The sequence below is a fragment of the Massilia psychrophila genome, from assembly GCF_002760665.1.
Taxonomy (GTDB): Bacteria; Pseudomonadota; Gammaproteobacteria; order Burkholderiales; family Burkholderiaceae_D; genus JAFCUW01.
Genome location: NZ_PDOB01000009.1, coordinates 55180 through 77357 on the forward strand (window position 1 = coordinate 55180; position 22178 = coordinate 77357).

Genomic DNA, 22178 nt, shown 5'->3' on the forward strand with positions numbered 1-22178 from the left:
AAATGTTCTTGGAAAATTATTCAGATATTTTTTATTGATTTCGGAATTGACTTTGCAAGTCATTGATTTCGTTCGAATTATTTTTTGCCTTCTGAATGAGCATTTTGTTGAAACCCGCATTCCCAAAGGCTTGCGTGGTGTCAAGGGGGGCTTATCCACAAAGTTATGCACAACCACTGTGGATATCTTAAAAACTGCTTTATAAACTGACACTTAGACCGTTTACTGCTCGCGGACCCGGCGCTGTGCGACCGGGCTCGGCACAGTGCATGAGAATGTTTGTGCAAAATACCGGTTTTCTTCTTGCGCAAAATAACTGGATAAATGTACAGTAGTATCCACCCCAAGCCTGAATGCCCGCCATGCCTGAAGCTGTTGCTCCGATTGTTGTTACTCCCACCCTTGTTGCTCCCACCCTTGCTGCTCCCGTCCTCGCCGCCTCCACTACTGCCGACGATCCCTACGGCAGCCTCAACCCTGAGCAGCGCGCCGCCGTCGAGCACGATATTGGCGCCGGCGAGGGCGCCGCGCGTCCCTTGCTGGTCATCGCCGGCGCCGGTTCCGGCAAGACCAACACGCTGGCGCACCGCGTAGCCCGGCTGATCCAGGGCGGCACCGATCCCCAGCGCATCCTGCTGCTGACGTTTTCGCGCCGCGCCGCCACCGAAATGACGCACCGCGCCGGCAGCGTGCTGGCGCGCGTGATGGGCATGCGCGCCAGCAGTGCGCCGGCCAGCCTGCCGTGGGCCGGAACCTTCCACAGCATCGGTGCGCGCCTGCTGCGCGAGTACGCCGGGCGCATCGGGCTGGATCCTTCGTTCACCATCCACGACCGCGGCGATTCCGAGGACCTGATGGGCATGGTGCGGCACGACATCGGCCAAAGCCAGATCCAGGGCGCCAGGCGCTCCCCCCTGAAGGGCACCTGCCTGTCGATCTACTCGCGGGCGGTGAACAGCCGCGATCCGCTGGCGCTGGTGCTGCAGAGCACTTTCCCGTGGTGTAAGGAATGGGAAGCCGAGCTGAAAACGCTGTTCGGCGCCTACGTCGACGCCAAGCAGGAGCAGAACGTGCTCGACTACGACGACTTGCTGCTGTTCTGGTCGGAAATGGCGGCCGACCCCGAGCTGGGGCCGGAGCTGGGCGCTTTGTTCGACCATGTGCTGGTGGACGAGTACCAGGACACCAACCGCTTGCAGGCGGCGATCATCACCGGCATGAAGCCGGACGGGCGCGGCGTGATGGTGGTGGGCGACGACGCCCAGTCGATCTACGCCTTTCGCGGCGCCACGGTGCGCAACATCCTCGATTTTCCGCAGCAATTTTCGCAGCCGGCGGTGCTGATCACGCTCGAGCGCAACTACCGCTCGACGCAGCCGATCCTCGACGCTTCCAACGCCGTCATCGCCGGCGCGCGGGAGCGCTATGCCAAGACGCTGTGGACCGACAAGGCATCGACCGTGCAGCCGCAATTGGTCTTGATCCCGGACGAGGCCGAGCAGGCGCGTTGGGTCTGCAACCGCATCCTCGAGCACCGCGAGGCGGGCATCGCGCTGACGGCCCAGGCGGTGCTGTTTCGCGCCGCCAGCCACAGCGCGGCGCTGGAACTCGAACTGATGCGGCGCAACATCCCGTTCGTCAAGTTCGGCGGCCTGAAGTTTTTGGAGGCGTCACACATCAAGGACGTGCTGGCGGTGCTGCGCTTTGCGCAGAACCCGAGCGGGCGCATGGCCGGCTTTCGCGTCGCCCAACTGATTCCCGGCATCGGGCAGGCCACCGCCAGCAAGTTGCTCGACGAGGTCGGCGCGGCGGCCGAGCCGACCGTCGCGGTGGAACAGTTCGCCGCGCCCGCCAGGAGTGCCGGCGACTGGCGCGAGTTCGTCGCCCTTTACCGCGCGCTGCGCACGCCGGGCCTGCGCTGGCCGGCCGACATCGAGCTGGTCAAGACCTGGTATTTGCCGCACCTGGAACGGATGCACGACGACGCGCAGGTGAGGGTGGCCGATGTCGAACAGCTGGCGCAGCTGGCGGGCGGCTACGGCACGCGCGAAACTTTTCTCGCCGAAATAACGCTCGACCCGCCGGAGGCAAGCAGCGACCGCGCCGGCCCGCCCCTGCTCGACGAGGATTACGTGATTCTCTCGACCATCCATTCGTCCAAGGGGCAGGAGTGGAAATCGGTCCACGTGCTCAACGTCGTCGACGGCTGCATCCCGTCGGACATGAGCACCGGTAACGCCGACGACATCGAGGAGGAGCGCCGCCTGCTGTACGTCGCCATGACACGCGCCAAACAACATCTGCACCTGGTGGTGCCGAACCGTTTCTTCATCAAGCAGCAGGCGCAGATGGGCGACCGTCACGTGTATGCGGCGCGCAGCCGCTTCATCACGCCGGCCATGCTCAAGCATTTCGAGGAATGCGTGTGGACCAGCGCCGAAACGCGGCACACCAAAAAACCGATGCCCGACAGCGTGCGTATGATGGTAAGGGACCGCGCGCGCAATGCGTGGAAGTGAACGTGAATGGAATAACGAAACGCCTGCGTGCGGTTCAGCCGGCCGGGCCGATCGGGGTGGCGACGGCGACGTAGTGCCGGGCCGCGCCGCCGGCATCCTCGAAGGCCAGCACCGAGCAGCGCAGGTCGCAGGCGCCGCTCGCCAGCATCACGTGGAGTTCGCCGTCCCAGCTTGCGTCAGCCGCCAGCGCCGTCATGATCTCGTTTGTCAGATCCGGCGGAAATGCTTCGCGGTGAACGGCGTGCAGGTCGCGCCCGCGCAATTGCTCGGGCTGCATGCCGACCAGCCGGCACAAGGTCGAATTGGGCTCGACAATGCGGCCCTCCCGATCGAGCGTGAGGACCAGTACCAGTGCGTGGCGGTCGACGGCGGCAATCACCTGTTGTGCCCGCTCGAGTTCGGCATACGCCGCCGCGCGCGCGCGCGCGGCGGCCGCCAATGTCGCGTACGCGCGCAGCGACGCGATGACGGTGGTATAGAGCTTGCGGGTGGTCAGGTCGGCTTTGCTCCAGAAATCGCTGACGTCGTAGTCGACGATGATGCTGTGCTCGAGTTCCTGGCCCGGCTGGCCGGTGCGCAGTACGACGCGTACCAGATCGTTGTGCAGCTCGTTGCGGACCTGGCGCGCCAGGCGCAGGCCGGCGTCGGAAGTTTCCATCATCACATCGAGCAGGATGAGGGCAATATCGGGGATGTCGCGCAACTTGTCGAGCGCTTCCTTGGCCGAGTAGGCGTGCAAGAAGCTCAGGCGGCGGCCCTGGAAATTAGCATTGCTGAGCGCAAACTTGGTGACGACATGGACGTCCACGTCATCGTCGACAATCAAAATGCGCCACGGCGGCGTCTCGTCCGCGGCAACGCTGCCCGTGGCCGACGCTTCGTCATCGTCATCGTCAGCGAACAGGTGTGGATCGTCTGCAGTGGCATGGTCGCTTGCTTGCATTGGCTCACACTAGGACAGCACGGGCGAATTGTCAAAGCAATTCATGACGCATAAATTGTCGTAAAAAACCGAACTTTTTCAGACTTATCCCCTGTTGGGAACTTTTGTAGGAGAATGCCTCATAAGGACATGTAGGAAGAATCCTCATCTGCGCCAAGTGATTGATTCATTTGAGTTTACTTTTTGCATTTAAAACGGGCAATTTAATGAAAACCGCATGAATACAGGGCTGGCAGGGTGCTCAGCTTGAGTTGTCCACAATGTTATCCACAGTTCGTGTGGATATCCTGAAAAGATGAATGAAATCCGTGGGTTAGCACAGATGTTCGGTAATCAAAGTGTTTCTGGAAAAATAGTTGCCGTGATACAAGGGCTTTCACGCGCTTTTGCCGAGTTCACCGAGGCAAAGCTGGCCGAGCGCGTCCACGAAGCGCTGATCAAGAACTATCTGGGCGACACGCTGATTGGCCACATCAGTCGAGATGGCACAGCGATCGCGGCGAGAGAAAAGCCGGCGAACACTGGCACAGATGCTCAGTGATTTGCCCAAAGCGTGTGAATTCGCCGTGCAAGTGCGCGGCCCTGCCGTCGGCGTGGCGCCGTTCGCCGCGCGGTCAACGGCGGGGGCCAGCAATTGCTCGGGGTGCCAGCTCGCGCTGGTCACCGCGTTCGGGTGGATTTGACAAGCGTGTGCTGGGCATGAACGGTCGATGCATGGTCGGTGGCGTCAGCCTGCTGATATTCGAAGCGCCAGTTCAACCCCTCGGCGGCGACGATCCGCTGCAGGAAATCGAAGTCGGTCTCGCGGTACTGGAGCCGTAGCGGGCGTGCCGAAAGTGCCTGCGCCAGGTCGAACTCGCCGCGCACGCGCGGGTAATCGGCCAGCAGCTCGGTGACGATTTCCTGAACCGTTCAGGAAGCAACCGCGATCAGTTCGAGTTTCAGCGCGCGCATCCCGGAAGGGACGTAGATTGAAATCGATTGGGCCTGCAGCATCCGTTCGTACATCGGCCCCTTGCTGTCGAGCGTGAAGTAGCAGGTGTCGGGGCGCACCGGCACCGCCGCCGGTACTTGCGGCGCGTGCTGCAGGCGCACGCCGGGCATCGCCGACAGGACGAATTTTTCGACGTCGTCGGGCGCGCCGATCTTGAAGCGCAGCGGTACCACGTCGACCAGTTCGAGCGCTGCCATGTCGGCCGAAACGGCCAGGTAGAACGCGGTGCGCTCGTCGATCTTGCCGGAGTCGAGCATGCCGTGGTGGTACGACGGCTTCGTTTCGGTCAGGGCGATGGCAAAATATTTACTGGAAATGACGGTGTCGAGCAGCTCGCGGATGATCAGGTGCAGCCGTTCGAACGACGGCCCCGGATCGGCGTGCTGGTAGGACGGCAGGTCCGACAGCACATGATTTTTGGAGAACGTCATCAGGCCGCCTGCCAGGCCGAGCAACTGCTGGAACAGCCGCTCCGGATGCAGCGTCGGATGCTGGAGGTAGTGCGACAGCGAAGCGAACGCCGAACTGGCCGTGTGCAGCAGCCAGAAGGTGGACATGTCGCCCGAGCGGTATTCGATGACGTTCTTGCTAGGCTCGCGATGGTGGCCGTGCAGTGCGCTCACTTTCGCCTGCAGCGCGTCGAGCAGGCGGCGCAGTTGTACGAACAGCGGCGACGAACTGCGGATCGACAGGCTGGGCGGGATGAACGTCGGGTCGGTTTCGAAGCCGCCGGTCGACAGCCGCCGCAGCCTTACCAGCGGGAAGCTGACGAACGAATCGCGCGGCTCGCTCTCGGCCACCAGCCGCAGCGACTTCTTGAGGTAGGTCAGCTGGGCCAGCGCGGCCTGGGTAAACAGGTCCGGCGTTTCGCACGTGCTCTGGGCAAAGCGGGCGCCGTTGTTGACCTGGCCGGTGGGCGTGAAATTGCCGCCGAAATGCTTCAGCGCGGGCAAGGCGGCGTGAAAGGTGACGCTCTGGCCTTGCCCCAGCTCGCTCAGGTCGACCGCCCCGGGCAGCTCGTCGTTGCCGGGCGCGTTGACGATTTCGCCGTCGGGGAAGATCAGCGACAGCTCGAGCACGCGCAAGGAGTTGCTGACCAGCGCCTCGCGGTCGACCTTCAGGTGGCTGACCCCCCATGCATACGGATGCAGGGCCTTCACGCTTTCGTGCAGCCGGTGCTCGTGATATTGATCCTGCTGCTGGAAATGCTGCGGCCTCAGGAACAGCCCTTCACCCCATAGAACCTTGCTGGCAGTACTCATTTTTGATCCTTTGTGTAGACCGCGGAACAGGCGCAGGCGACGGTTTATCGTGTGCCAAAGAAACCATTTCACCGGGAAATTGCTTCTTCGCCTTTGTTGTATATCAAGTCAACCGAGTTCGGTAGGCAATAGATTCAGTATTTGGCGCGTGCGCGCGAAACGGACCGGAGTCAATTGTGGAAGAACTGCTGCCTTACTACGAACGCGAGCTGGGCTTCCTGCGCCGCTATTCGCGCGAGTTTTCTGAGCGCTATCCGAAAATCGCCGGGCGCCTGCTGATTGCCGGCGAAGTGTGCGAAGACCCGCACATCGAACGCATGATCGAATCGTTTGCGCTGTTGAACGCCCGTGTGTCAAAGCGGCTCGACGACGACTACCCGCAATTTACCGAGGCATTGTTCGAGGCGCTGTACCCGCACTACCTGCGGCCGTTTCCGTCATGCTCGATCGCCCGGTTTGATTTCGGCGGTAGCGCCGCCCAGCTCAGTACGGCTGGAGAGATGCCGCGTGGAACCGAACTGAGCACGCGGCCGGTGCAAGGCGGCGCATGCACATTCCGCACCGCGTATCCGGTGACGATGGCGCCGGTGGCGCTAACGCAGGCACGATTTTCGGCCATCCTCGATGCCCCTGAAGCGGTGGCGGCGCCGCCCGGTGCCACCTCGAACCTGAGCCTGACGATCGAGTCCACCGCCGATGCCCTGGCGCTGTCCCAGCTCGGGTTGGCGTCGCTGCGCGTGTTCATCGACGGCGAGCCGTCGTTTTGCGCGGCCTTGCGCGACGCCCTGTTCATGCGCACCGTCAAGGCCTACGCCGAATTCGATCAGAGCCGGCGCTGGATCGCCCTGCCGGCCATCCCGGTCAGCCCGGCCGGTTTCGGCGAAAACGAGTCGCTGATTCCCTACCAGGCCCGTTCGCACCCGGCCTATCGCCTGCTGACCGAATATTTCTGCTTTCCCGAGAAATTCAATTTTTTCGACATCGACCTGGCCGCCATCTGCGCCGCGCTGCCGGCCGGCGCCAAAAAGGTCACGCTGCACCTGGCGCTGGCCGGTTTGCGCAGCGACTCGAACAACGCCCGCATGCTCGGCACGCTGTCAGCCAACAACGTGCTGCTCGGCTGCACGCCGGTGGTCAACCTGTTCAGCCAGCACGGCGTACCGATCCGGCTGAGCCACACCACCGACAGCTATCCGGTACTGGCCGACGGACGCCGCGCGTATAGCTACGACGTCTACTCGATCGACTTGGTCAAGCTGGTGCGCCAGACGCCGCATGGGGAGTCGGTGGTCGATTTCCACCCGTTCTATTCCCTGCGCCACGGCCAGACGCCGGAAAAGAACGGTCACTACTGGGTGATGCGCAGAAATGACGTCATTGCCACCAACAGTCCCGGCTTCGAGACGGCCATTTCGATCGTCGACATCGATTTCGACCCGGCGGCGGTCGAAACCGACACCCTCAGCCTCGAGATCACCTGCACCAACCGCGACCTGCCGGCGCAGCTGACCTATGGCGTGGCCGGCGGCGACCTGTTCCTGGCGGGCGGCTCGACCGTGCGCACGGTCGGCTTCCTGCGCAAACCGACCCTGGCGTACCGTTTTTCGCGCGGGGGCGGGGCGCACTGGCGCCTGATCTCGCACCTGTCGCTGAACCACCTGTCGCTGTCCGGCGGCGGCCTGGAAGCATTTCGCGAAATGCTGACCTTGTACGACCTGCCGCGCTCGCCGATTTCCCAGCGCCAGATCAGCGGCATCGACGCCGTCAGTTACAAGCCGGCCACCGCCTGGATGCCAGGCAACCCGTTCCCTTGCCTGGTGCGTGGCGTCGAAGTCGGTCTGACCATCGACGAGGAAGCGTTTGTAGGCAGCGGCATCCACGCCTTCGCCCACATCGTCGAATGTTTTTTAGGGCTGTACGTGCACGCCAACAGCTTTACGCAGCTGGTGGTGATATCGAAGAAAAACGCGGAGGAACTGTTGCGATGCACACCACGAAGCGGCGATTTGAGCCTTGTGTAATCGAGCGCCTGTTTGCCGAACCGCAGCGCTTTGAATACTTTCAGGCGGTGCGGATGCTGGAACTGTGGCTCAGGCGACATGGCGTGCCGCAGGAAGGCGCGGTGGCCAATTTTTTGCGCTTCCAGAATTCGGTGTCGCTCGGTTTTCCGGCGAGCCAGATCGAAGCGTTGCAGCCTGAACCGCGCGAACTGGCGCGCGACGCTGGCACGCTCGGGGCGGCGCTTGCCCGCGCCGAACTGAAATACATCCGCATTACGCCGGCCTTCATGGGCATGCTGGGGATGGCCGGCAGCCTGCCGGCCCACTACACCGAACGCATCGCCGCCCACCAGTTGTTCGACAAGGATGATGGCCCGCGCGCCTTCCTCGATACATTCTCGAACCGCGCGCTGGCGCTGTTCTACGAAGCGTGGCGCAAATATCGGCTGGAACTGAAATACCAGATCAAAGGCAAGGACGGCTTCCTGCCGCTGCTGCTCTCGCTGGCCGGGCTCGGCCACGCCGCGCTGCAGGGGCGCCATACCGAAGGCAGCGACGGGTCACAGGGCGGGTTGCTCGACGATACGATCGGCTATTTTTGCGGCGCCTTGTTGCACCGGCCAACTTCGGCCGGATCGATCGCGCGGGTGCTGTCGGAGTATTTCGGCCAGCCGGTCAGCGCGGAGCAGTTCGTCGGCAGCTGGTACAGCTTGCCGCTCATGCAACAAAGCGCCCTGGGCGGCGCCAACGCGGTACTCGGCGCCGGCGCCGTGGTCGGCACGCGCGCCTGGCAGCGCGACTTGCGGCTGCGGCTGACGGTGGGGCCGCTGGACCGGGCCAGTTTCGCCTCGTTCCTGCCAGGCGGCAAGGCGGCGTGCGTGCTGGCCAGGCTGCTCACCATGTTCACCGGCGTGACGCTCGAGTACGAAATCGAATTGGTGCTGGTGGCTGCCGACGTCGAGCCGATCAGATTGCAGTCGGGGCGTAGTTGCGGACGGCTCGGGTGGGACACGTTTCTGGGCGCAACCGCCGGCGCGCACGACCGCCACGACGTGCGCTACGCCATCCACGATCTATAGTTCAGCCAGACGGACCAGCAGCGCGCAGCAGTAGTGGCTGTCGGAATTGCTCACGTACAGGGCCGGGGTGCTACATGTCAGCGCCTGGTGAGCGGCCAGCGCCAGCGCCGACATCGGACTGCAGCAACGCCTCGCTGACCAATCCGGCCACCGCGGCGGCCATCGACAACGCGCGCCACCCCTCGTCGCTAAAATCGAGCTCCGCCATACCGCGCTGCGCCAGCCATGGCGCCATTATTGTGCCATCGCCATCGTCGACGGCATGCTGTCGGCGGCGCGCCAGTACAGTATCGCACCAAGCCAGCAGGCGGCGACGACGGCGACCGCCAGCACGGCGCCAACCCGGGGCCGGCCAGTGGGCAGGCGCGGCGCGGGGGGGGAAGGGGCGACGGTGAGGGATGCGCCTGGCAAGGTGGGGCTCCGGTGAAGTTTCCGGCCGGGATTGGTCGGACAGCGCCAATCGTCACGCCCTGGTGCGGAGAAAGCTTGAAAACGAGCAAGGACTGGCCTCAGCGCGGTTTCAGGCGGTGCAACTCGGCCAGGAAACGGTCGCACGCCAGCGTCGGCGACCACGGCTCCCAGGCCTGGCCGCCATACAGCGCCGTCAGCGGGTCGTCGGCTAGCGGCGGCACGCTGATTTTTAGTGTGTGCAGCACCTCGTCGGCCGACCAGCCCACCACGTGCACTGCTTCGCTGGCGGCGGCCTGGCGGTCGGCGCGCTTGTGCATCGCGTGCTCATCAGGCGTCCAGGGCGGCAGGCCGTAGCGCAGGAAGACCGCCTTGTCGAGGCGCGCGCTAAGGTCGCGAAAGCCCTCGCCCAGGAATGGCTTGAGTACCGAGATGCAGTCGAAGCCGAGCAAACCTTCTTCGGCGTCGTGCAGCAGTTCGCGCAGTTCAAAGGACGGCGCCAGCGGCGCGCTGGATGCCGCGCGCCGCAGCAGCATCACTGTAATGGAGTGCTGGGCCACCGACAGCGGCAGCGGCCAGGCCGAATGCCCGCCCCAACGGTAGGTACGGGCCAGGCCGAGCGCAAGGTCTTCGTCTTCCCAGTCGTCGGGGCGCGGATCGAGCAGGTCGAGCCGCTTGCCTGATGGCATGCGCACCCAGGCGCGGGTGGCGCCGTCGTTGTTCGCAAAGCTGTCGGCAGTCGTGTTCATCGCCTCATTTTACAAGATCGTCTACAGGATCGCGGCGCGGGTTGCCGTTTTGGCGAGGACGTCGCCGAGCGCCACGTCGAGCTGGCCGAAACCGCTGTGCGCCTGGCTCAGCAGTCCGGCATCGGCCAGCGCTTCCAGCGCGCCGGCCAGTTGGTGCACGCGCGCGCAGTCGAGATACGCGGCGCTGCCTTTGAGGGCATGCAGCGCGTCGGCCGCGGCGGCCGCGTCGCCCGCCTCGATCGCGCTGCGCGCCTGCGCCAGCCGGCGTGGTGCTTCCAGCATGAAGGCCTGGCCAATGCGCTCACGGTGCGCAGCGGAGAAGCCAAACAGCGGTGCGCTGCGCGCTGCTTCGCCGGCTCCCTGCGCCACGCCGAACTGGTGCGCCAGCGCCGAGTTGTCAAGCGCCGGGGCGGGCGAAGACGCTGCGCCGGCGCAGCGCAGCACGTGCCCGTCGATCAACAGGGCGTCGATGGTGGCCTGGATCACGTCATACAGCTTGGCCTCGTCGACCGGCTTCGACAGGAAACCGTCCATGCCGGCGGCGAGGTAGCGTGCGCAGTCGGGCGCGCTGGCGTTGGCGGTCAGCGCGATGATCGCGATGCGCGGATTGCGCACCTGCCCGCCACCCGGGCCCGCGGCGCGGATCGCGCGGGTGGCTTGCTCGCCGTCCATCAGCGGCATGCGGCCATCCATCAGCACCATGTCGAAGTCGGCGCCGGTCAGCGCATCGAGCACTTCGCGGCCATTTTCGACCATGTGCACCTGGTGCCCCATCGCCTCCAGCAGAGCGCCGATGATGATCTGGTTGGTCTGCACGTCCTCGGCACACAGGATGCGCAGCTGGTGGCTGTGGCGCGCGCGAACCCTGGTCTCGCGCAGGTCCCGCGGCGCACTGCCGGCGGCCAGCGGCAGCGTGACGGCGAACCGCGAGCCGGCGCCCATCGTGCTGTCGACCGAAATGGCGCCTTTCATCAAACCGACCAGCTCCTTGCAGATCGCCAGCCCCAGCCCGGTACCGCCGTAGCGCCGCGTGGTCGAGTGGTCGGCCTGTTCGAACTTCTGGAACAGGCGCGCCTGGACCTCGGAGGGGATGCCGGGACCGGTGTCGCTGACGACGAAGCTGATCGGCGTGGCGCCGCCCTCGGTGCTGCCGGCGCTTGCCGCCAGCACCACTTCGCCGTGCTCGGTAAACTTGATTGCATTGCCCAGCAGGTTGACCAGGATCTGGCGGATCCGGGTCGGGTCGCCTTCGACGAATTGCGGCAGGCCTGGCGCCGGTTCGACCCGCAGCAGCAGCCCCTTGGCATCGGCCTGGCCCTGCATGATGCAGGCCGCATCTTGGACCAGGCCGGCCAGCGAAAAGCTGGTGGTTTCGAGCGTCAGCTTGCCGGCGTCGATCTTCGAAAAGTCGAGGATGTCGTTGAGGATGTCCAGCAGCGACTCGCCATTGCGCAGGCCGATGCGCAGGTATTGCTCGGTACGCCCGCGCACCGCGGTGTCGCGCAGGCTCAGCTTGAGCATGCCGATCACGCCCGCCAGCGGGGTGCGGATGTCGTGGCTCATCGCCGACAGGAAGTCGATGCGGTGGCGGCTGACCACTTCCGCATGCTCCTTGGCGATCGTCAGCGCCAAGTTGGCGCGCCGCAGTTCCTGCGTGCGGCGGTCGACGTTTTGCTCCATCTTGTCGCGCAGGAGGCGGATCTGGTCGGCCAGTGCGAACGCCAGCAGCAGCGCGTCGATGGTGCCGCCGACCATCGTCAGCACCTGCGCGTTGCTCTTCAACGCTCCGATCAGGCCGAGGTTGGCCGGCAACACCAGCAGCGCCGGCACCGTCACGGCGATGAAGCCGAAGACGAAATAGCGCGCCGGCTGGAAGCCGCGCTTCCACGCCACGATGCCGCAGACGAGGGCCAGCACCAGCCACAGCATGACGACAAAGGTGAGCAGCCTGGGGGCCCAGCCGAGGGCCAGGAAACAGCTCGGCAGCAGCAGCAACGGCAGCACCAGGTTGACCCGGCTGATGCTGGCGAGCCACGGTGCGAGCTGCCTGAGCGGCAGGAAGTTCAGATAGAACAGCGTCGAGAAAACCGGCAGCAGGAAGAACGGCACGAAGTGCAGTTCGACATGGCGCCAGTCGAACAGGTCGGCGAACACGTTGAACGCCATCGCCCAGGCGAGGAAAGAGGTCACCAGGTACAGCGTGTAGTACAGGGTGGCACGGTCGCGCGTGAAGGAAAAGATGAAGCTGTTGACGATCGCCAGCGCCGCCAGCGCGGCGAGCGAGGCGACGATCATCAGGTTTTCGCGGATGACCAGGGTGCCATATTCGGTTTGCGGGATAAGCGCGACGACCGGTGCGCGGATATAGTAGGGACTCGAAAAACGCATCACCAGCTGGTATTGGCGCTGCGGCTCGAGCCGCACGTTCTTGCCGTAGTGAAGAAAATATTCGCGGCTGGCCTGAAAGCCCGTATGCACCTGTTGCACGCCGCCCTCCAGACCGAACAGGTGGGCCTCGACGCGGTCGATCAGGGTGTTGTGCGGATCGAAGACCCACTGTTCTACTGGCGTGTCGTTGCGCACGCCCGTCACCAGCCAGTAAGCGCCGCCGGTCGGATCGATGCGCGCGGCCGGGGTCAGCGTTGCCGTCCACGCGGCGATGCCGTTTGCGCTGGAGGGAAAAGGTCCGCCGTCGTCCTTGAACAGCCGCGCGGAAGGCCGCAGGTCGATTGCGCGCGCCTGGACCAGCACGCTGGCGCTGGTGGCGGAGCGCGCATGGGCGGGCCAAAACAATACTTGCATGACCAACGCCAGCAGCAAAAGAAAGCGCATGAAACCCGAATAAGAAAAAAGTGAACCGGCCACACCGCGTGGCGATGCCAGCGCCGGCGCCGGCGCGGTGCTGGCATTTTAATCCACAACATGCCAATCCTTGCAATTTAGAACACAATGGCGGGGCGCGGCTACGCAAACAGGAGCGGCAAATGGACGACACGGTTGAACGGATTGATTGCGATGTGCTGGTAGTGGGCGGCGGCATCAACGGCGCCGGCATCGCGCGCGATGCTGCCGGACGCGGCCTGCGCGTGGTGCTGTGCGAAAAAGACGACCTGGCTGCCCGCACCTCGTCGGCATCGAGCAAGCTGATTCACGGCGGCCTGCGTTATCTCGAGCACCGCGAATTCGGCCTGGTGCGCAAGGCACTGGCCGAGCGGGAACTGCTGCTGTGCAGCGCGCCGCACATCATGTGGCCGCTGCGCTTTGTGATGCCGCACGACGCCGGCCAGCGCCCGGCGCTGCTGATCCGGGCCGGGCTGTTCCTCTACGACCGGCTGGCGCGGCGCGAATTCCTGCCGGCCTCGCGCGCAATCAACCTGCGGCGCCACCCGGCGGGTCAGGCGTTGGCCGGCGCCTTCATGCGCGGCTTCGAATACTCGGACGGTTGGGTCGACGACGCCAGGCTGGTGGTGCTCGCCGCGCTCGACGCCAGCGAACGCGGCGCGCGAGTGATGACGCACACGCGATGCGGCCAGCTGCAGCGCCACCGCTTGCACTGGAGTGCCATGCTGACGGGCGCCGGCGGGCGCAGCACCCACGTCAGCGCGCGCTGCCTGGTCAACGCGACCGGCCCCTGGGCGGACGGTTTTCAGCAAGCCGCGCTTGGGCTGGCGCCGGCCGATGCGCTGCGCCTGGTTAAAGGCAGTCACATCGTCGTCAGGCGGCTGTTCGACCATCCGTATGCCTACATCTTCCAGCACCCGGACGGGCGCATCGTGTTCGCCATGCCGTACGAACGCGACTTCACGCTGATCGGCACCACCGACCTGGAATTTACCGGCAACCTCGACGACGTCGCCATCAGCAAACCGGAAATAGCGTACTTGTGCGCGCTGGCGAACCGCTATTTCCGCCGCCCGATCAGCCGGCTGGACGTAGTCTGGTCGTACGCCGGCGTGCGTCCGCTGGTCGATGAAGCCCCGGCAAGCGCGCAATCGGCGTCGCGCGATTTCCGCCTTGGCCGCAACACGGACGGCGCGCCGATGCTGACTGTTTTTGGCGGCAAGATCACCACCTTCCGCAAGCTGTCCGAAGAGGCCGTCGACTGGATTGCCCCCTTGCTCGGCAACACCAGCGACGGCTGGACCGCGCACGCCTGCCTGCCCGGCGGCGACCTGTTCGGGCAAGCGCCGTCGAGCCGGGGCGTGCTCGAATTCGACTTGTGGACGGCGTCCATGCAGCAGCGTTACAGCTGGCTTTCACCGACGCTGGTGCGGCGTTACGCCCGCGCCTACGGTACCCGCATGGTCGTCATGCTGGAAGGCTGCCGCAGATTGTCCGACCTGGGGCCGGAAATCGTGCCGGGGCTGTATGCGGCGGAGGCCGACTACCTGATGACGTACGAATGGGCGGCCAGCGCCGTCGATATCCTGTGGCGCCGCTCCAAGCTGGGGCTGCACCTGCCGGCCGGCAGCGCGGCGCTTGTCGACGCCTGGATCGCCGCCCGCAAGCCGGCGCGCAAGTTCGCTGAAAGCAGCGGTTCTTAGCGCGCCACGATCCGGTAGCGCAGCTCCATCGTATCTTGCACCGTCATCGCACCTCCCATCACCGACATCGGCGTGATGCCGAAATCGCTCTGGCGCAATTGCAGGGTGCCGGTCGCAACCAGTCCCTGCGGCGTGGTGTCGATGCGGGTGGGCGCGGCCACCGTGCGGGTGACGCCATGCAAGGTGATCGACAGCTGCAGCGGTTGGCCCGAAACTTGGCCCAAAACTTGACCGGCCGGCTGGCGTGCCGACAGGATCACCAGCGGGAAGCGTTCCGTCTCCAGCACCTTTGTCAGCATGTTGGCGCGAGTGCCGGCAATGGCGTCCGCCGACGGTTCGGTGTCGAGGCCGGCCGCGCGCCGCAGATCCGCTTCGTCGACCGTCATCTGGTCGAGCCGGAAATGAAAATCGGCACGGCCGGCGGATGGCGCGGCAAACCCGGTGACGCCGCGGCTGGCCACCACGTGATCGTGGCCGAAGCGTGCCAGGGCGCCGCCGCGCCGCACCGTCACCGCCACCAGCGACTGCGCCGGATCGATGACCAGCACGTTGGTGCCGGATGCCGCGGCCTGGCGGTACCACTGCGCCGCATTGCCGGCGTCGAGGCTGACCGGGTCCGGCGGCGGCGCCACGGTGCAGCCGGCCAGCAGCGCGGCAGCCAGGAGCGCTGCCGGTAAAGTTAAAGCCCGTTGCCAGCGCTCGGCGTCCATGGCCGTTCTAGCGGGCGCTGAGCCAGGCATCGATCTCGGAAAGGCGCTCGGCCCGCGTCTTGATGCGGTCGCGAATGCCGGCGATCGCGGTGTCGGCGTCGCGCCGCGAGCCGGCCGCAAAGTTGGCGCCGGCATAGGCGTTCAGCTTGCCGATGGTAGCCGGATCGGCGGAGCCCGACGCCAGCCGCGGCAAGTAGCGGCTGCGCGAAGTGGCATCGACCCGTTGGTTTACCTTGTCGATGTGGGCCAGCGCGAAATCGAACGCCATGTCGGGATGTTCCTGCGCCACCTGGGCCAGCATTGCCGCGCTGTTGGTCACGCCCGGTTCGTCCGTCATCGCCAGGGCCAAAGCGCGGCGCGCCAGCGCGTCATTGCCGGCCGAGGCGAGCAGGTGATACAGCTGGTCCTTGATCATCGGCGATTTCTCGGCCTTCGCTGCGCGGTGCATGCCATCCCACGTTTGCGCGTCGGCATGCTGCGCTATCACCGCCATGATGGTCTTGCGCAGAGCTGGGGGATTGAGCTGTTCGTCGTCAGCCGCTCCGGCGTAGCGGCGGCGCGCTTCGGCAATCGTGGCGTTGTCGTTCAAGTCGCTCAGGGTCCCGATCAGCTCGGCCCTCAGGTTGGCCACGGTGGCGTTTTCGCCGGCGCGCGCATTCCAGCCAACCTGGTTGAAGACCGGCGCCAGGCGAGCAACGGCGAATCTGTCGAACCGCTGCTGGCGCGAGGAATCGCCCGCATAGTGGCCGTGCAGCGTGCCGAAAATGCGGACGATCTTGCCCCATACCTGGGGGTCCGCCGCCAGCGTGGCGGCGTTGGCCAGCCCCATGAAGCCGGCCGCCGGCTGCATTCCGGCCATGCCGAGCGCCCAGCTGTCCGACAACAGGCCAAGCTGGTCGATCGGCGCCAGGCTGGCGAAGCTGGCGCTGAGCGCGTCGAACTGCTGCGGCGCGTACAGCGTGCGGTAGTAGCCGTTCTGGCCGGCGTTGACAATCACCGGGCCGCAGCCGGGCACGCTCACGGTCGCCTTGCCGGCGCTGACCAAGGCACGCACCTGCTGATTCGAACCGGCCACCTGCAACGTCACCGGCACACGCCAGCGCAGCGGTTTTTTGTTCGGCACGTCGCGGCTGAACTCCTGCTGGGTCAGCACCACAAGCGTGCTACTGCTGCCACTCTTGCAGGCGGGTCCATCGACGCGGATCAGCGGCACGCCCGGCTTGAGCGTGAAATCATGGGCAATTGCCATGACTGGTTTGCGCGCCGCTTTTTCGATCGCGCGCCACAGGTCGTCCGAGACGGTGTTTTTGTAGGCGTGTTCGCGCATGTACGCGCGCACGCCGTTCTGCCAGGCTTGCGCGCCGACGTAATCTTCGAGCATGCCGATTACCGACGCACCCTTGTTGTAGGTGATGTCATCGAACGCCTGGCTGGCTTGTTCGACCGTTGCGACGTGCTGCACCACCGGGTGGGTGGTGGCAAAGGCGTCGCGCGCCATGGCCCGTTCGCGCGCGCCGACCGCACCGAGCGCGGTATGCCACTCTGGATGCAGGCGCGCCGTCATGCGGCCCTCCATCCACGAGGCGAAGCCTTCGTTGAGCCACAGGTCGTCCCACCACTGCATGGTGACCAGGTTGCCGAACCACTGGTGCGCCATTTCGTGGGCGGCGGTGGCAAATATTTCCTGCTTGTCGTACTGCGTCGAGATGGCCGGATCAAGCAGAATCGCGTACTCGAACGTGAAGATCGCGCCCCAGTTCTCCATCGCACCGAAGAACTGGCTGCGCCCGGGCGCGGCGATGTTGTCCAGTTTTGGCAGCGGGTAGCGCACGCCAAAATAACGGTTGTATTCGCCGAGAAGCGCTTTCGACGCATCGAGCGCGAAGGCGGCCTTGGCGGCGTTGCCCCTGGTGGTAATGACGCCCAACTCGGTGCCGTCGGCCATCGCGGTGACACGCTCGAAATCGCCCAGGCCGAAAAACAGCAGGTAGGTCGACATCTTCGGCGTGGCGCCGAATTTGACAAGGCTGCGGCCATCTGGCAGCGTGCTGGTCGAAGTGACCGGCATGTTACTGACCGCCATCTGACCGGCCGGCACCGTCGCCTGCAGGGTAAAACTGGCCTTGTAGGCCGGTTCGTCCCACGACGGGATCATGCGGCGCGCGTCGGAGTTTTCGAACTGCGTGTACAGCGCACGCTGGTTGCCGGCCGCGCTGTCGTAGTCGAGCGAGAACAGGCCCAATGCCTGCTGGCCGATGACGCCGGTGTAGTCGAGCGCCAGCGTGTAGCGGCCCTTGGCGAGCGGCCTGGCAAAAGTAAAGGTGGCCGTTTGCGCGGCGGCGTCGATGCTGGTCGATGCCTGCAAGGGCGCGCCGCCCGCGCCGGAAGCCAGCGTCGCGCTAATAAACGCAAGGTCGGCCGCGTTGAGCGTGATTGACGCCGTTGGCGCCAGCACGTCGAGCGTGATGGCGACCTTGCCGGCAAACGTCGAGCGCGCCGCGTCGGGCGTGAGCGCGACATCGTAATGAATCGGACGCACCTCGCGCGGCAGCTGGGTGGTGGCCTGGACGGCGCGCGCTGCCGGGGCTGCCGGGGCTGAAAAAGCGGGCGCTGCGGTGAGACCAGCCAAGGCGAGAACTGCGGCCGAAATCAGGGTGCGGTGCATGAAGTTCCTCGTGTAATGACGTGCGGCAGGCCAGCCGGGCCGTGCGGCGCGCGTCGGCATGTATGCGGCAATCTAAAGGGAAAGCGCGGGACTGTCAACGCGCGGCCCGAATCGGCTATCATCTAGCTGTTCCCGCCGTCCTCGACCGTTTCCAGACCCGAAAAGGAAAATCATGATCGACCTCTACTCAGCGGCCACGCCGAATGGCCACAAGGTATCCATCGCGCTCGAGGAGTTGGCGCTGCCCTACACGCTGCACACGCTCGAGCTGCAGAATAATACGCAGAAAGAGCCGTGGTTTTTGGCAATCAATCCGAACGGGCGCATTCCGGCCATCGTCGACCGCGCTGAAGACGATTTCGCCGTGTTCGAGTCCGGCGCCATCCTGGTCTACCTGGCCGAAAAGACCGGACGCCTGATGCCGGCCGATGTCAAGGGCCGCTCGCTGGTGATGCAATGGCTGATGTTCCAGATGGGCGGGATCGGCCCGATGATGGGACAGGCGAACGTATTCTTCCGCTATTTTCCGGAAAAGATCCAGCCGGCGATCGACCGCTACCAGGGCGAGAGCCGGCGCCTGTTCCGCGTGCTCGACGCCCGGCTGCGCGACAACGAATACCTGGCCGGCGACTACTCGATCGCCGACATCGCCAACTGGGCATGGGTGCGCACCTACGCCTGGTCGGGCGTCGTGCTCGACGACCTGCCGCACCTGCAGCGCTGGCTCGAAGCGATCCGCCTACGCCCGCAAGTGCGGCAGGGCCTGCTGGCGCCGCCGTCCCTGCGCGACTTGAGCGCGGAGGACGCCGAAAAATTTTCAATCGCCGCGCGCAGCATGCTCGAAACGGGCCAATCGCGCAGCGTATGAAATTTCCCTGGAATTTACCCGAAGTCCACTTGGAGGCCGCTTGAAACTGTACACTAGTACTTTCGCGCCAAACCCGCGCCGCGTCACCATGTTCATTGCCGAGAAGGGCATTGCCGGCATCGAAAACGTGATGGTCGACCTGGCGGCCGGCGAGCACCGCAGTGCGTCGTTCCTCGCCATCAACCCGCTCGCCCGCGTGCCCGCGCTCGAACTCGACGATGGCCGCGTGCTGTGCGAAACGCGCGCGATCTGTACCTGGCTCGAAGGGATGTACCCGCAGCCGAACCTGATGGGCGAGGACTTCGAGGAACGCGCCTTCATTGAGATGGCCGACCGGCGCGTCGAGTTCCACCTGTTCGCCGGCATCGCCAACAGCGTGCGTCATAGCCATCCGGGACTGGCGAACCTGGAGCAACCGCAGTTCCCCGACTTCGGCGCTTCGCAGGGCGAAAAAATGCGCGACGTGGCGCGCTGGCTCGACGCCGAACTGGCCAATCACCCGTACGTGGCGGGGAACCGCTTCACAGTGGCCGACATCACTGCATTCTGCGCGCTGGAATTCGCCCGCGGGTTGATGAAATTTCACCCAGGGGCGGAAGGGATGACGCACCTGCAGGAGTGGCGCGACAGGATCGCGGCACGGCCGGCGGCGGGCAGGCCGTAGCATGTGCACGTCGTCCCTGCCATTGGCAGGACCGACTCATTGCGAACGCGGCGACCGCGCATGCCTGCTCCGCTCGGAACGCAAGTGCTGACTGGTTGCGTAAAACTTGGATCCCCGCATGCGCGAAGATGACGCGTCAGGCTACCCGATCCGCTGGTAACTCGCCGCCAGCGCAGCTGCTGCCATCAGCGACAGCAGCTGCGCCACATCGAGCGGCTGGTCGTGGAAGGACAGGTGGGTTTCGGTGAAGCGCCCGCTCGGCGCTGCGGCGCGCTGCCTCAACCGGCCTTCGCGGCCCACCACGCGCGACACTTCGGTGACCGCCTTCACCGTTTTCTCCGTCGTTTCGATGATGTCGTTGAGGGTATCGGCGATCTTGCCCGACACCCCCGTCCAGTCGGACGGCATGCGGGCGGTGAAGTCGCTCATGTTATTCACCGACATTGTCTTTTTTTTCGAAAGTGGAAGGGTAGGTGGTATGGCGGGGCACGATGCCTGCAGGTTCGGGCAGCGTCGCGTGAAAAGATTTTTATACGGCAATAAAAAGCAAGAAAATTGCCGGTGCAAAAGTCATGACATTCAGATGTATTGCAATACAACAACTTAACGAGCGTGAAAGTTGGCGAAGGATAAACGGAATATAATTTCCTGGGCGCACGGATGACTGCCGGGTAATCTTGCCGGCAAAGGGCCAAGCGGCGCAGGCGTGTTGTATTTACACAACTTAACAGGCGTGAAAGTGCCGTCAAGCCCGCCTTGCGCGGGCGTCCTCGCCCGTCGCGACGGTGCATTCAAAAACATTTTTTTTTGTCATCACCAGAAGTTGAACTTTAGTAAAAAGTCAACTACGATAGAGCTTGGTTACGCCATCTCTTATCGTACGATGTAAGCATCAGCAGGGAGAGGGAAATGCTTGAGCTTGGTCAACTGACAAAATTGTTCGATGCCGGTTCCGAAGAGGCATGGAGCGCCGGCTTGTTCGGCGTTGCACGCTCGCTGGGTTTTGATTCGGTGCTGTACGGCGCAGTGGCGTCGAAACACGTCAGCCTGGAAACCCCTTTCCTTCACAGCAATTATTCCCCAGCTTGGCGGCAACTGTACGATGCCAAAAAGCTGTGTCACGTCGATCCGACGGTCAGCCATTGCATGAACAGTGTGTTGCCGATCATTTGGAAGCGCGAAATTTTTACCGTGCAAAACCAGGACGAACTGTACGAGAATGCCAGCCGTCACGGCATCCGTTCCGGCATCACCTTCCCGATTCACGGCAGTAAGGGCGAACTGGGGCTGCTCAGCTTTGCCAGCGACATGCTGCCCGGCGAAAAATCCAACGACGCCCTGATGCACTGTCTGGCCGACCTGTCGCTGGTGCGCGATTATGCCTTCGAGTCGTCGCTCAAATTCATCCGCGCGCGCGGCGTGGCTGAACCGGCGCCGCACCTGACCAAGCGCGAACTCGAAGTGCTCAAATGGGTGATGGCCGGCAAATCATCGTGGGAAATCTCCCGCATTACCGATTGTTCCGAGGCCACCATTAATTTTCATGTCGCCAACATCCGCCAGAAGTTTGGCGTGAATACCCGCCAGCAGGCCCTGGTCAAGGCGATCGCCCTCGGCATCCTTACGCCAGAAGATCCCCATCGGTAAGTTTGCCGTCGACGTACAGTTTGACCAGCAGCGCTACCGGCGGCGGCACGCCCAGGCCGGTCTCGAACCGGCTGCCGCTCGACTGCGTCACACCGAAGCGGGCCCAGAACGTCGCCTGGCTTTCGCGCTTGCTGACGCGAAATTGGCGCAAGCCGACCTGCTTTGCAACCCGCGCCGGCGCATCGCACGCGTCATTCGCCGCATGCGATGCCGCGTCGTTCTCCGCCACCATAACCATGTCGAGCTTGAGGTCCTGGTCCATTTCGCTTTCCTCGCGAGACAAAGAAGCAGTATTCCACCTCCATGCTTGCTTTCCAGCTATCACTTCTGCTAGTTATGCATTTTCAATATTTAAATGAATCTACATGCACGTTGCATAACCTAACAGAAAGCGAGGCACCGAAATGGCGATGCATATCCAGATTGCGGCACGCAAGGATTTCAAGTCGTTCGATCTTCGGGAGATGCACCAATTACGCGCCAAGGTATTCAAGGACCGCCTCGGGTGGGAGGTGCCGGTACTGAGCGGAATGGAAATCGATGGCTACGACGCACTCGATCCGTACTACATGATGATCCGCGAGCCTGGTTCCTGCGCACTGCGCGGCTGCTGGCGCCTGCTGCCGACGGAAGGCCCGTACATGCTCAAGGATACGTTTTCCTCACTGCTGCACGGCATTGCAGCGCCCAGTCATCCGCGCATCTGGGAGCTGAGCCGGTTCGCCATCCAGACCGACCCCGCCTCGCGCTTCGGCTTTTCGGAAGTGACGATGGAGTCGTTCGGCGAGATGATCCATTACGGCCGCCGCAACGGCATCGATCGCTTCGTGACCGTCACCACCACCGGCTTCGAACGGCTGCTGCGGCGCGCCGGCGTCGTCACTACCCGGCTCGGCGAGCCGCAGCAGATCGGCATCGAGAAGGCGGTTGCCCTGTACGTCGAAGTCGAGGCGACCTACCGGGCGATCTACCAGCAACGGCTGGCATCGTAGCAGGCGCCGACGCAATGCAAAATTGTAAAAATGTCACCAATAGTATGTGTTTACCGCCGTCATTAATAGTATGCTTGACGCAGGTTGGCGTGCAGCAGGTTCGACGTCCGGCGCTCCATTCTGCCAGGGACAAA

19 protein-coding genes and 1 pseudogene are annotated in these 22178 nt (G+C 64.1%); 9 read left to right on the top strand and 11 right to left on the bottom strand.

The genetic code is table 11. The annotated features are described in order from the left end of the window. Nucleotides 1-362 precede the first annotated feature (362 nt). Nucleotides 363-2519 carry an ATP-dependent helicase gene (locus CR103_RS07860; protein ID WP_099915439.1) on the top strand — a complete coding sequence of 719 codons (2157 nt, stop codon included), beginning with the start codon at nucleotides 363-365 and terminating at the stop codon, nucleotides 2517-2519. Between the two features lie 34 nt (nucleotides 2520-2553). On the opposite strand, the gene CR103_RS07865 is transcribed toward CR103_RS07860, so the two are convergent. Then, on the bottom strand, nucleotides 2554-3462 hold the full coding sequence (locus CR103_RS07865) for a PAS domain-containing protein (protein ID WP_099915440.1): 909 nt from the start codon (nucleotides 3460-3462) through the stop codon (nucleotides 2554-2556). A 376-nt stretch (nucleotides 3463-3838) separates the two neighbouring features. Here CR103_RS07865 and CR103_RS07870 point away from each other — a divergent pair. Continuing rightward, nucleotides 3839-3982: pseudogene (locus tag CR103_RS07870) on the top strand (IS5/IS1182 family transposase); the annotation flags it as partial. Nucleotides 3983-4122: 140 nt separating this feature from the next. Here the strand turns inward: CR103_RS07870 and CR103_RS07875 are convergent. Further along, nucleotides 4123-4362 carry a contractile injection system protein, VgrG/Pvc8 family gene (locus CR103_RS07875; protein WP_099915441.1) on the bottom strand — a complete coding sequence of 80 codons (240 nt, stop codon included), beginning with the start codon at nucleotides 4360-4362 and terminating at the stop codon, nucleotides 4123-4125. A 12-nt stretch (nucleotides 4363-4374) separates the two neighbouring features. Continuing rightward, nucleotides 4375-5718, bottom strand: a complete 1344-nt coding sequence (tssK, locus tag CR103_RS07880) for a type VI secretion system baseplate subunit TssK (RefSeq protein WP_099915442.1) — start codon at nucleotides 5716-5718, stop codon at nucleotides 4375-4377. Between the two features lie 176 nt (nucleotides 5719-5894). On the opposite strand from tssK, the gene tssF reads away from it, so the two are divergent. Together tssF and tssG are read left to right on the top strand one after the other, a co-directional pair. Beyond that, entirely contained in the window at nucleotides 5895-7739 is a 1845-nt protein-coding gene (tssF, locus tag CR103_RS07885; protein WP_099915443.1) for a type VI secretion system baseplate subunit TssF, read from the top strand. Next, entirely contained in the window at nucleotides 7703-8797 is a 1095-nt protein-coding gene (gene tssG, locus CR103_RS07890; RefSeq protein WP_099915444.1) for a type VI secretion system baseplate subunit TssG, read from the top strand. Before tssF ends, tssG begins: the two co-directional genes overlap by 37 nt. 70 nt (nucleotides 8798-8867) lie before the next feature. On the opposite strand, the gene CR103_RS22570 is transcribed toward tssG, so the two are convergent. The 4 genes from CR103_RS22570 to CR103_RS07900 form a co-directional block, all read right to left on the bottom strand. Continuing rightward, nucleotides 8868-9032, bottom strand: coding sequence for a hypothetical protein (locus tag CR103_RS22570; protein ID WP_180279319.1), 165 nt, complete (start codon nucleotides 9030-9032; stop codon nucleotides 8868-8870). Next, nucleotides 9032-9208, bottom strand: a complete 177-nt coding sequence (locus CR103_RS22575) for a hypothetical protein (protein ID WP_180279320.1) — start codon at nucleotides 9206-9208, stop codon at nucleotides 9032-9034. Before CR103_RS22575 ends, CR103_RS22570 begins: the two co-directional genes overlap by 1 nt. Nucleotides 9209-9306: 98 nt before the next feature. Beyond that, nucleotides 9307-9954, bottom strand: coding sequence for a phosphohydrolase (locus tag CR103_RS07895; RefSeq protein ID WP_229442875.1), 648 nt, complete (start codon nucleotides 9952-9954; stop codon nucleotides 9307-9309). A 21-nt stretch (nucleotides 9955-9975) separates the two neighbouring features. Beyond that, nucleotides 9976-12756 carry a hybrid sensor histidine kinase/response regulator gene (locus CR103_RS07900; protein WP_099915502.1) on the bottom strand — a complete coding sequence of 927 codons (2781 nt, stop codon included), beginning with the start codon at nucleotides 12754-12756 and terminating at the stop codon, nucleotides 9976-9978. A gap of 182 nt (nucleotides 12757-12938) precedes the next feature. On the opposite strand from CR103_RS07900, the gene glpD reads away from it, so the two are divergent. Beyond that, entirely contained in the window at nucleotides 12939-14498 is a 1560-nt protein-coding gene (gene glpD, locus CR103_RS07905) for a glycerol-3-phosphate dehydrogenase (RefSeq protein ID WP_099915445.1), read from the top strand. On the opposite strand, the gene CR103_RS07910 is transcribed toward glpD, so the two are convergent. Both CR103_RS07910 and CR103_RS07915 read right to left on the bottom strand, forming a co-directional pair. Beyond that, nucleotides 14495-15208, bottom strand: a complete 714-nt coding sequence (locus CR103_RS07910; RefSeq protein ID WP_099915446.1) for a YceI family protein — start codon at nucleotides 15206-15208, stop codon at nucleotides 14495-14497. The genes glpD and CR103_RS07910 overlap by 4 nt on opposite strands. Before the next feature lie 7 nt (nucleotides 15209-15215). Further along, nucleotides 15216-17873, bottom strand: coding sequence for a M1 family metallopeptidase (locus CR103_RS07915; protein ID WP_099915447.1), 2658 nt, complete (start codon nucleotides 17871-17873; stop codon nucleotides 15216-15218). Nucleotides 17874-18045: 172 nt separating this feature from the next. Between CR103_RS07915 and CR103_RS07920 the strand changes: the two genes are divergently transcribed. Both CR103_RS07920 and CR103_RS07925 read left to right on the top strand, forming a co-directional pair. Next, on the top strand, nucleotides 18046-18741 hold the full coding sequence (locus CR103_RS07920) for a glutathione S-transferase family protein (RefSeq protein WP_099915448.1): 696 nt from the start codon (nucleotides 18046-18048) through the stop codon (nucleotides 18739-18741). A gap of 40 nt (nucleotides 18742-18781) precedes the next feature. Further along, on the top strand, nucleotides 18782-19405 hold the full coding sequence (locus CR103_RS07925; protein ID WP_099915449.1) for a glutathione S-transferase family protein: 624 nt from the start codon (nucleotides 18782-18784) through the stop codon (nucleotides 19403-19405). A 141-nt stretch (nucleotides 19406-19546) separates the two neighbouring features. Here CR103_RS07925 and CR103_RS07930 read toward each other — a convergent pair whose 3' ends face one another. Then, on the bottom strand, nucleotides 19547-19849 hold the full coding sequence (locus CR103_RS07930) for a hypothetical protein (protein ID WP_099915450.1): 303 nt from the start codon (nucleotides 19847-19849) through the stop codon (nucleotides 19547-19549). Between the two features lie 465 nt (nucleotides 19850-20314). Here CR103_RS07930 and CR103_RS07935 point away from each other — a divergent pair, with 465 nt between their 5' ends. Further along, on the top strand, nucleotides 20315-21052 hold the full coding sequence (locus tag CR103_RS07935) for a LuxR family transcriptional regulator (RefSeq protein ID WP_099915451.1): 738 nt from the start codon (nucleotides 20315-20317) through the stop codon (nucleotides 21050-21052). Here the strand turns inward: CR103_RS07935 and CR103_RS22580 are convergent. After that, a complete protein-coding gene (locus tag CR103_RS22580; RefSeq protein ID WP_180279321.1) occupies nucleotides 21027-21314 on the bottom strand; it encodes a helix-turn-helix domain-containing protein in 288 nt (95 codons plus the stop codon). The two genes, CR103_RS07935 and CR103_RS22580, sit on opposite strands and share 26 nt — an antisense overlap. A gap of 142 nt (nucleotides 21315-21456) precedes the next feature. Between CR103_RS22580 and CR103_RS07945 the strand changes: the two genes are divergently transcribed. Beyond that, nucleotides 21457-22044, top strand: a complete 588-nt coding sequence (locus tag CR103_RS07945) for an acyl-homoserine-lactone synthase (RefSeq protein ID WP_180279322.1) — start codon at nucleotides 21457-21459, stop codon at nucleotides 22042-22044. Nucleotides 22045-22178 lie beyond the last annotated feature (134 nt).

Bases quoted from the DNA above. Each gene is read 5' to 3' on its own strand.
- CR103_RS22580 (WP_180279321.1), bottom strand. From the start codon at position 21,314: ATGGACCAGGACCTCAAGCTCGACATGGTTATGGTGGCGGAGAACGAC.
- glpD (WP_099915445.1), top strand. From the start codon at position 12,939: ATGGACGACACGGTTGAACGGATTGATTGCGATGTGCTGGTAGTGGGC.
- tssK (WP_099915442.1), bottom strand. From the start codon at position 5,718: ATGAGTACTGCCAGCAAGGTTCTATGGGGTGAAGGGCTGTTCCTGAGG.
- CR103_RS07915 (WP_099915447.1), bottom strand. From the start codon at position 17,873: ATGCACCGCACCCTGATTTCGGCCGCAGTTCTCGCCTTGGCTGGTCTC.
- CR103_RS07865 (WP_099915440.1), bottom strand. From the start codon at position 3,462: ATGCAAGCAAGCGACCATGCCACTGCAGACGATCCACACCTGTTCGCT.
- tssG (WP_099915444.1), top strand. From the start codon at position 7,703: ATGCACACCACGAAGCGGCGATTTGAGCCTTGTGTAATCGAGCGCCTG.
- CR103_RS22570 (WP_180279319.1), bottom strand. From the start codon at position 9,032: ATGGCGCCATGGCTGGCGCAGCGCGGTATGGCGGAGCTCGATTTTAGC.
- CR103_RS07895 (WP_229442875.1), bottom strand. From the start codon at position 9,954: ATGAACACGACTGCCGACAGCTTTGCGAACAACGACGGCGCCACCCGC.
- CR103_RS07920 (WP_099915448.1), top strand. From the start codon at position 18,046: ATGATCGACCTCTACTCAGCGGCCACGCCGAATGGCCACAAGGTATCC.
- CR103_RS07945 (WP_180279322.1), top strand. From the start codon at position 21,457: ATGGCGATGCATATCCAGATTGCGGCACGCAAGGATTTCAAGTCGTTC.
- CR103_RS07935 (WP_099915451.1), top strand. From the start codon at position 20,315: ATGCTTGAGCTTGGTCAACTGACAAAATTGTTCGATGCCGGTTCCGAA.
- CR103_RS07910 (WP_099915446.1), bottom strand. From the start codon at position 15,208: ATGGACGCCGAGCGCTGGCAACGGGCTTTAACTTTACCGGCAGCGCTC.
- CR103_RS07860 (WP_099915439.1), top strand. From the start codon at position 363: ATGCCTGAAGCTGTTGCTCCGATTGTTGTTACTCCCACCCTTGTTGCT.
- CR103_RS07900 (WP_099915502.1), bottom strand. From the start codon at position 12,756: ATGCAAGTATTGTTTTGGCCCGCCCATGCGCGCTCCGCCACCAGCGCC.
- CR103_RS07930 (WP_099915450.1), bottom strand. From the start codon at position 19,849: ATGTCGGTGAATAACATGAGCGACTTCACCGCCCGCATGCCGTCCGAC.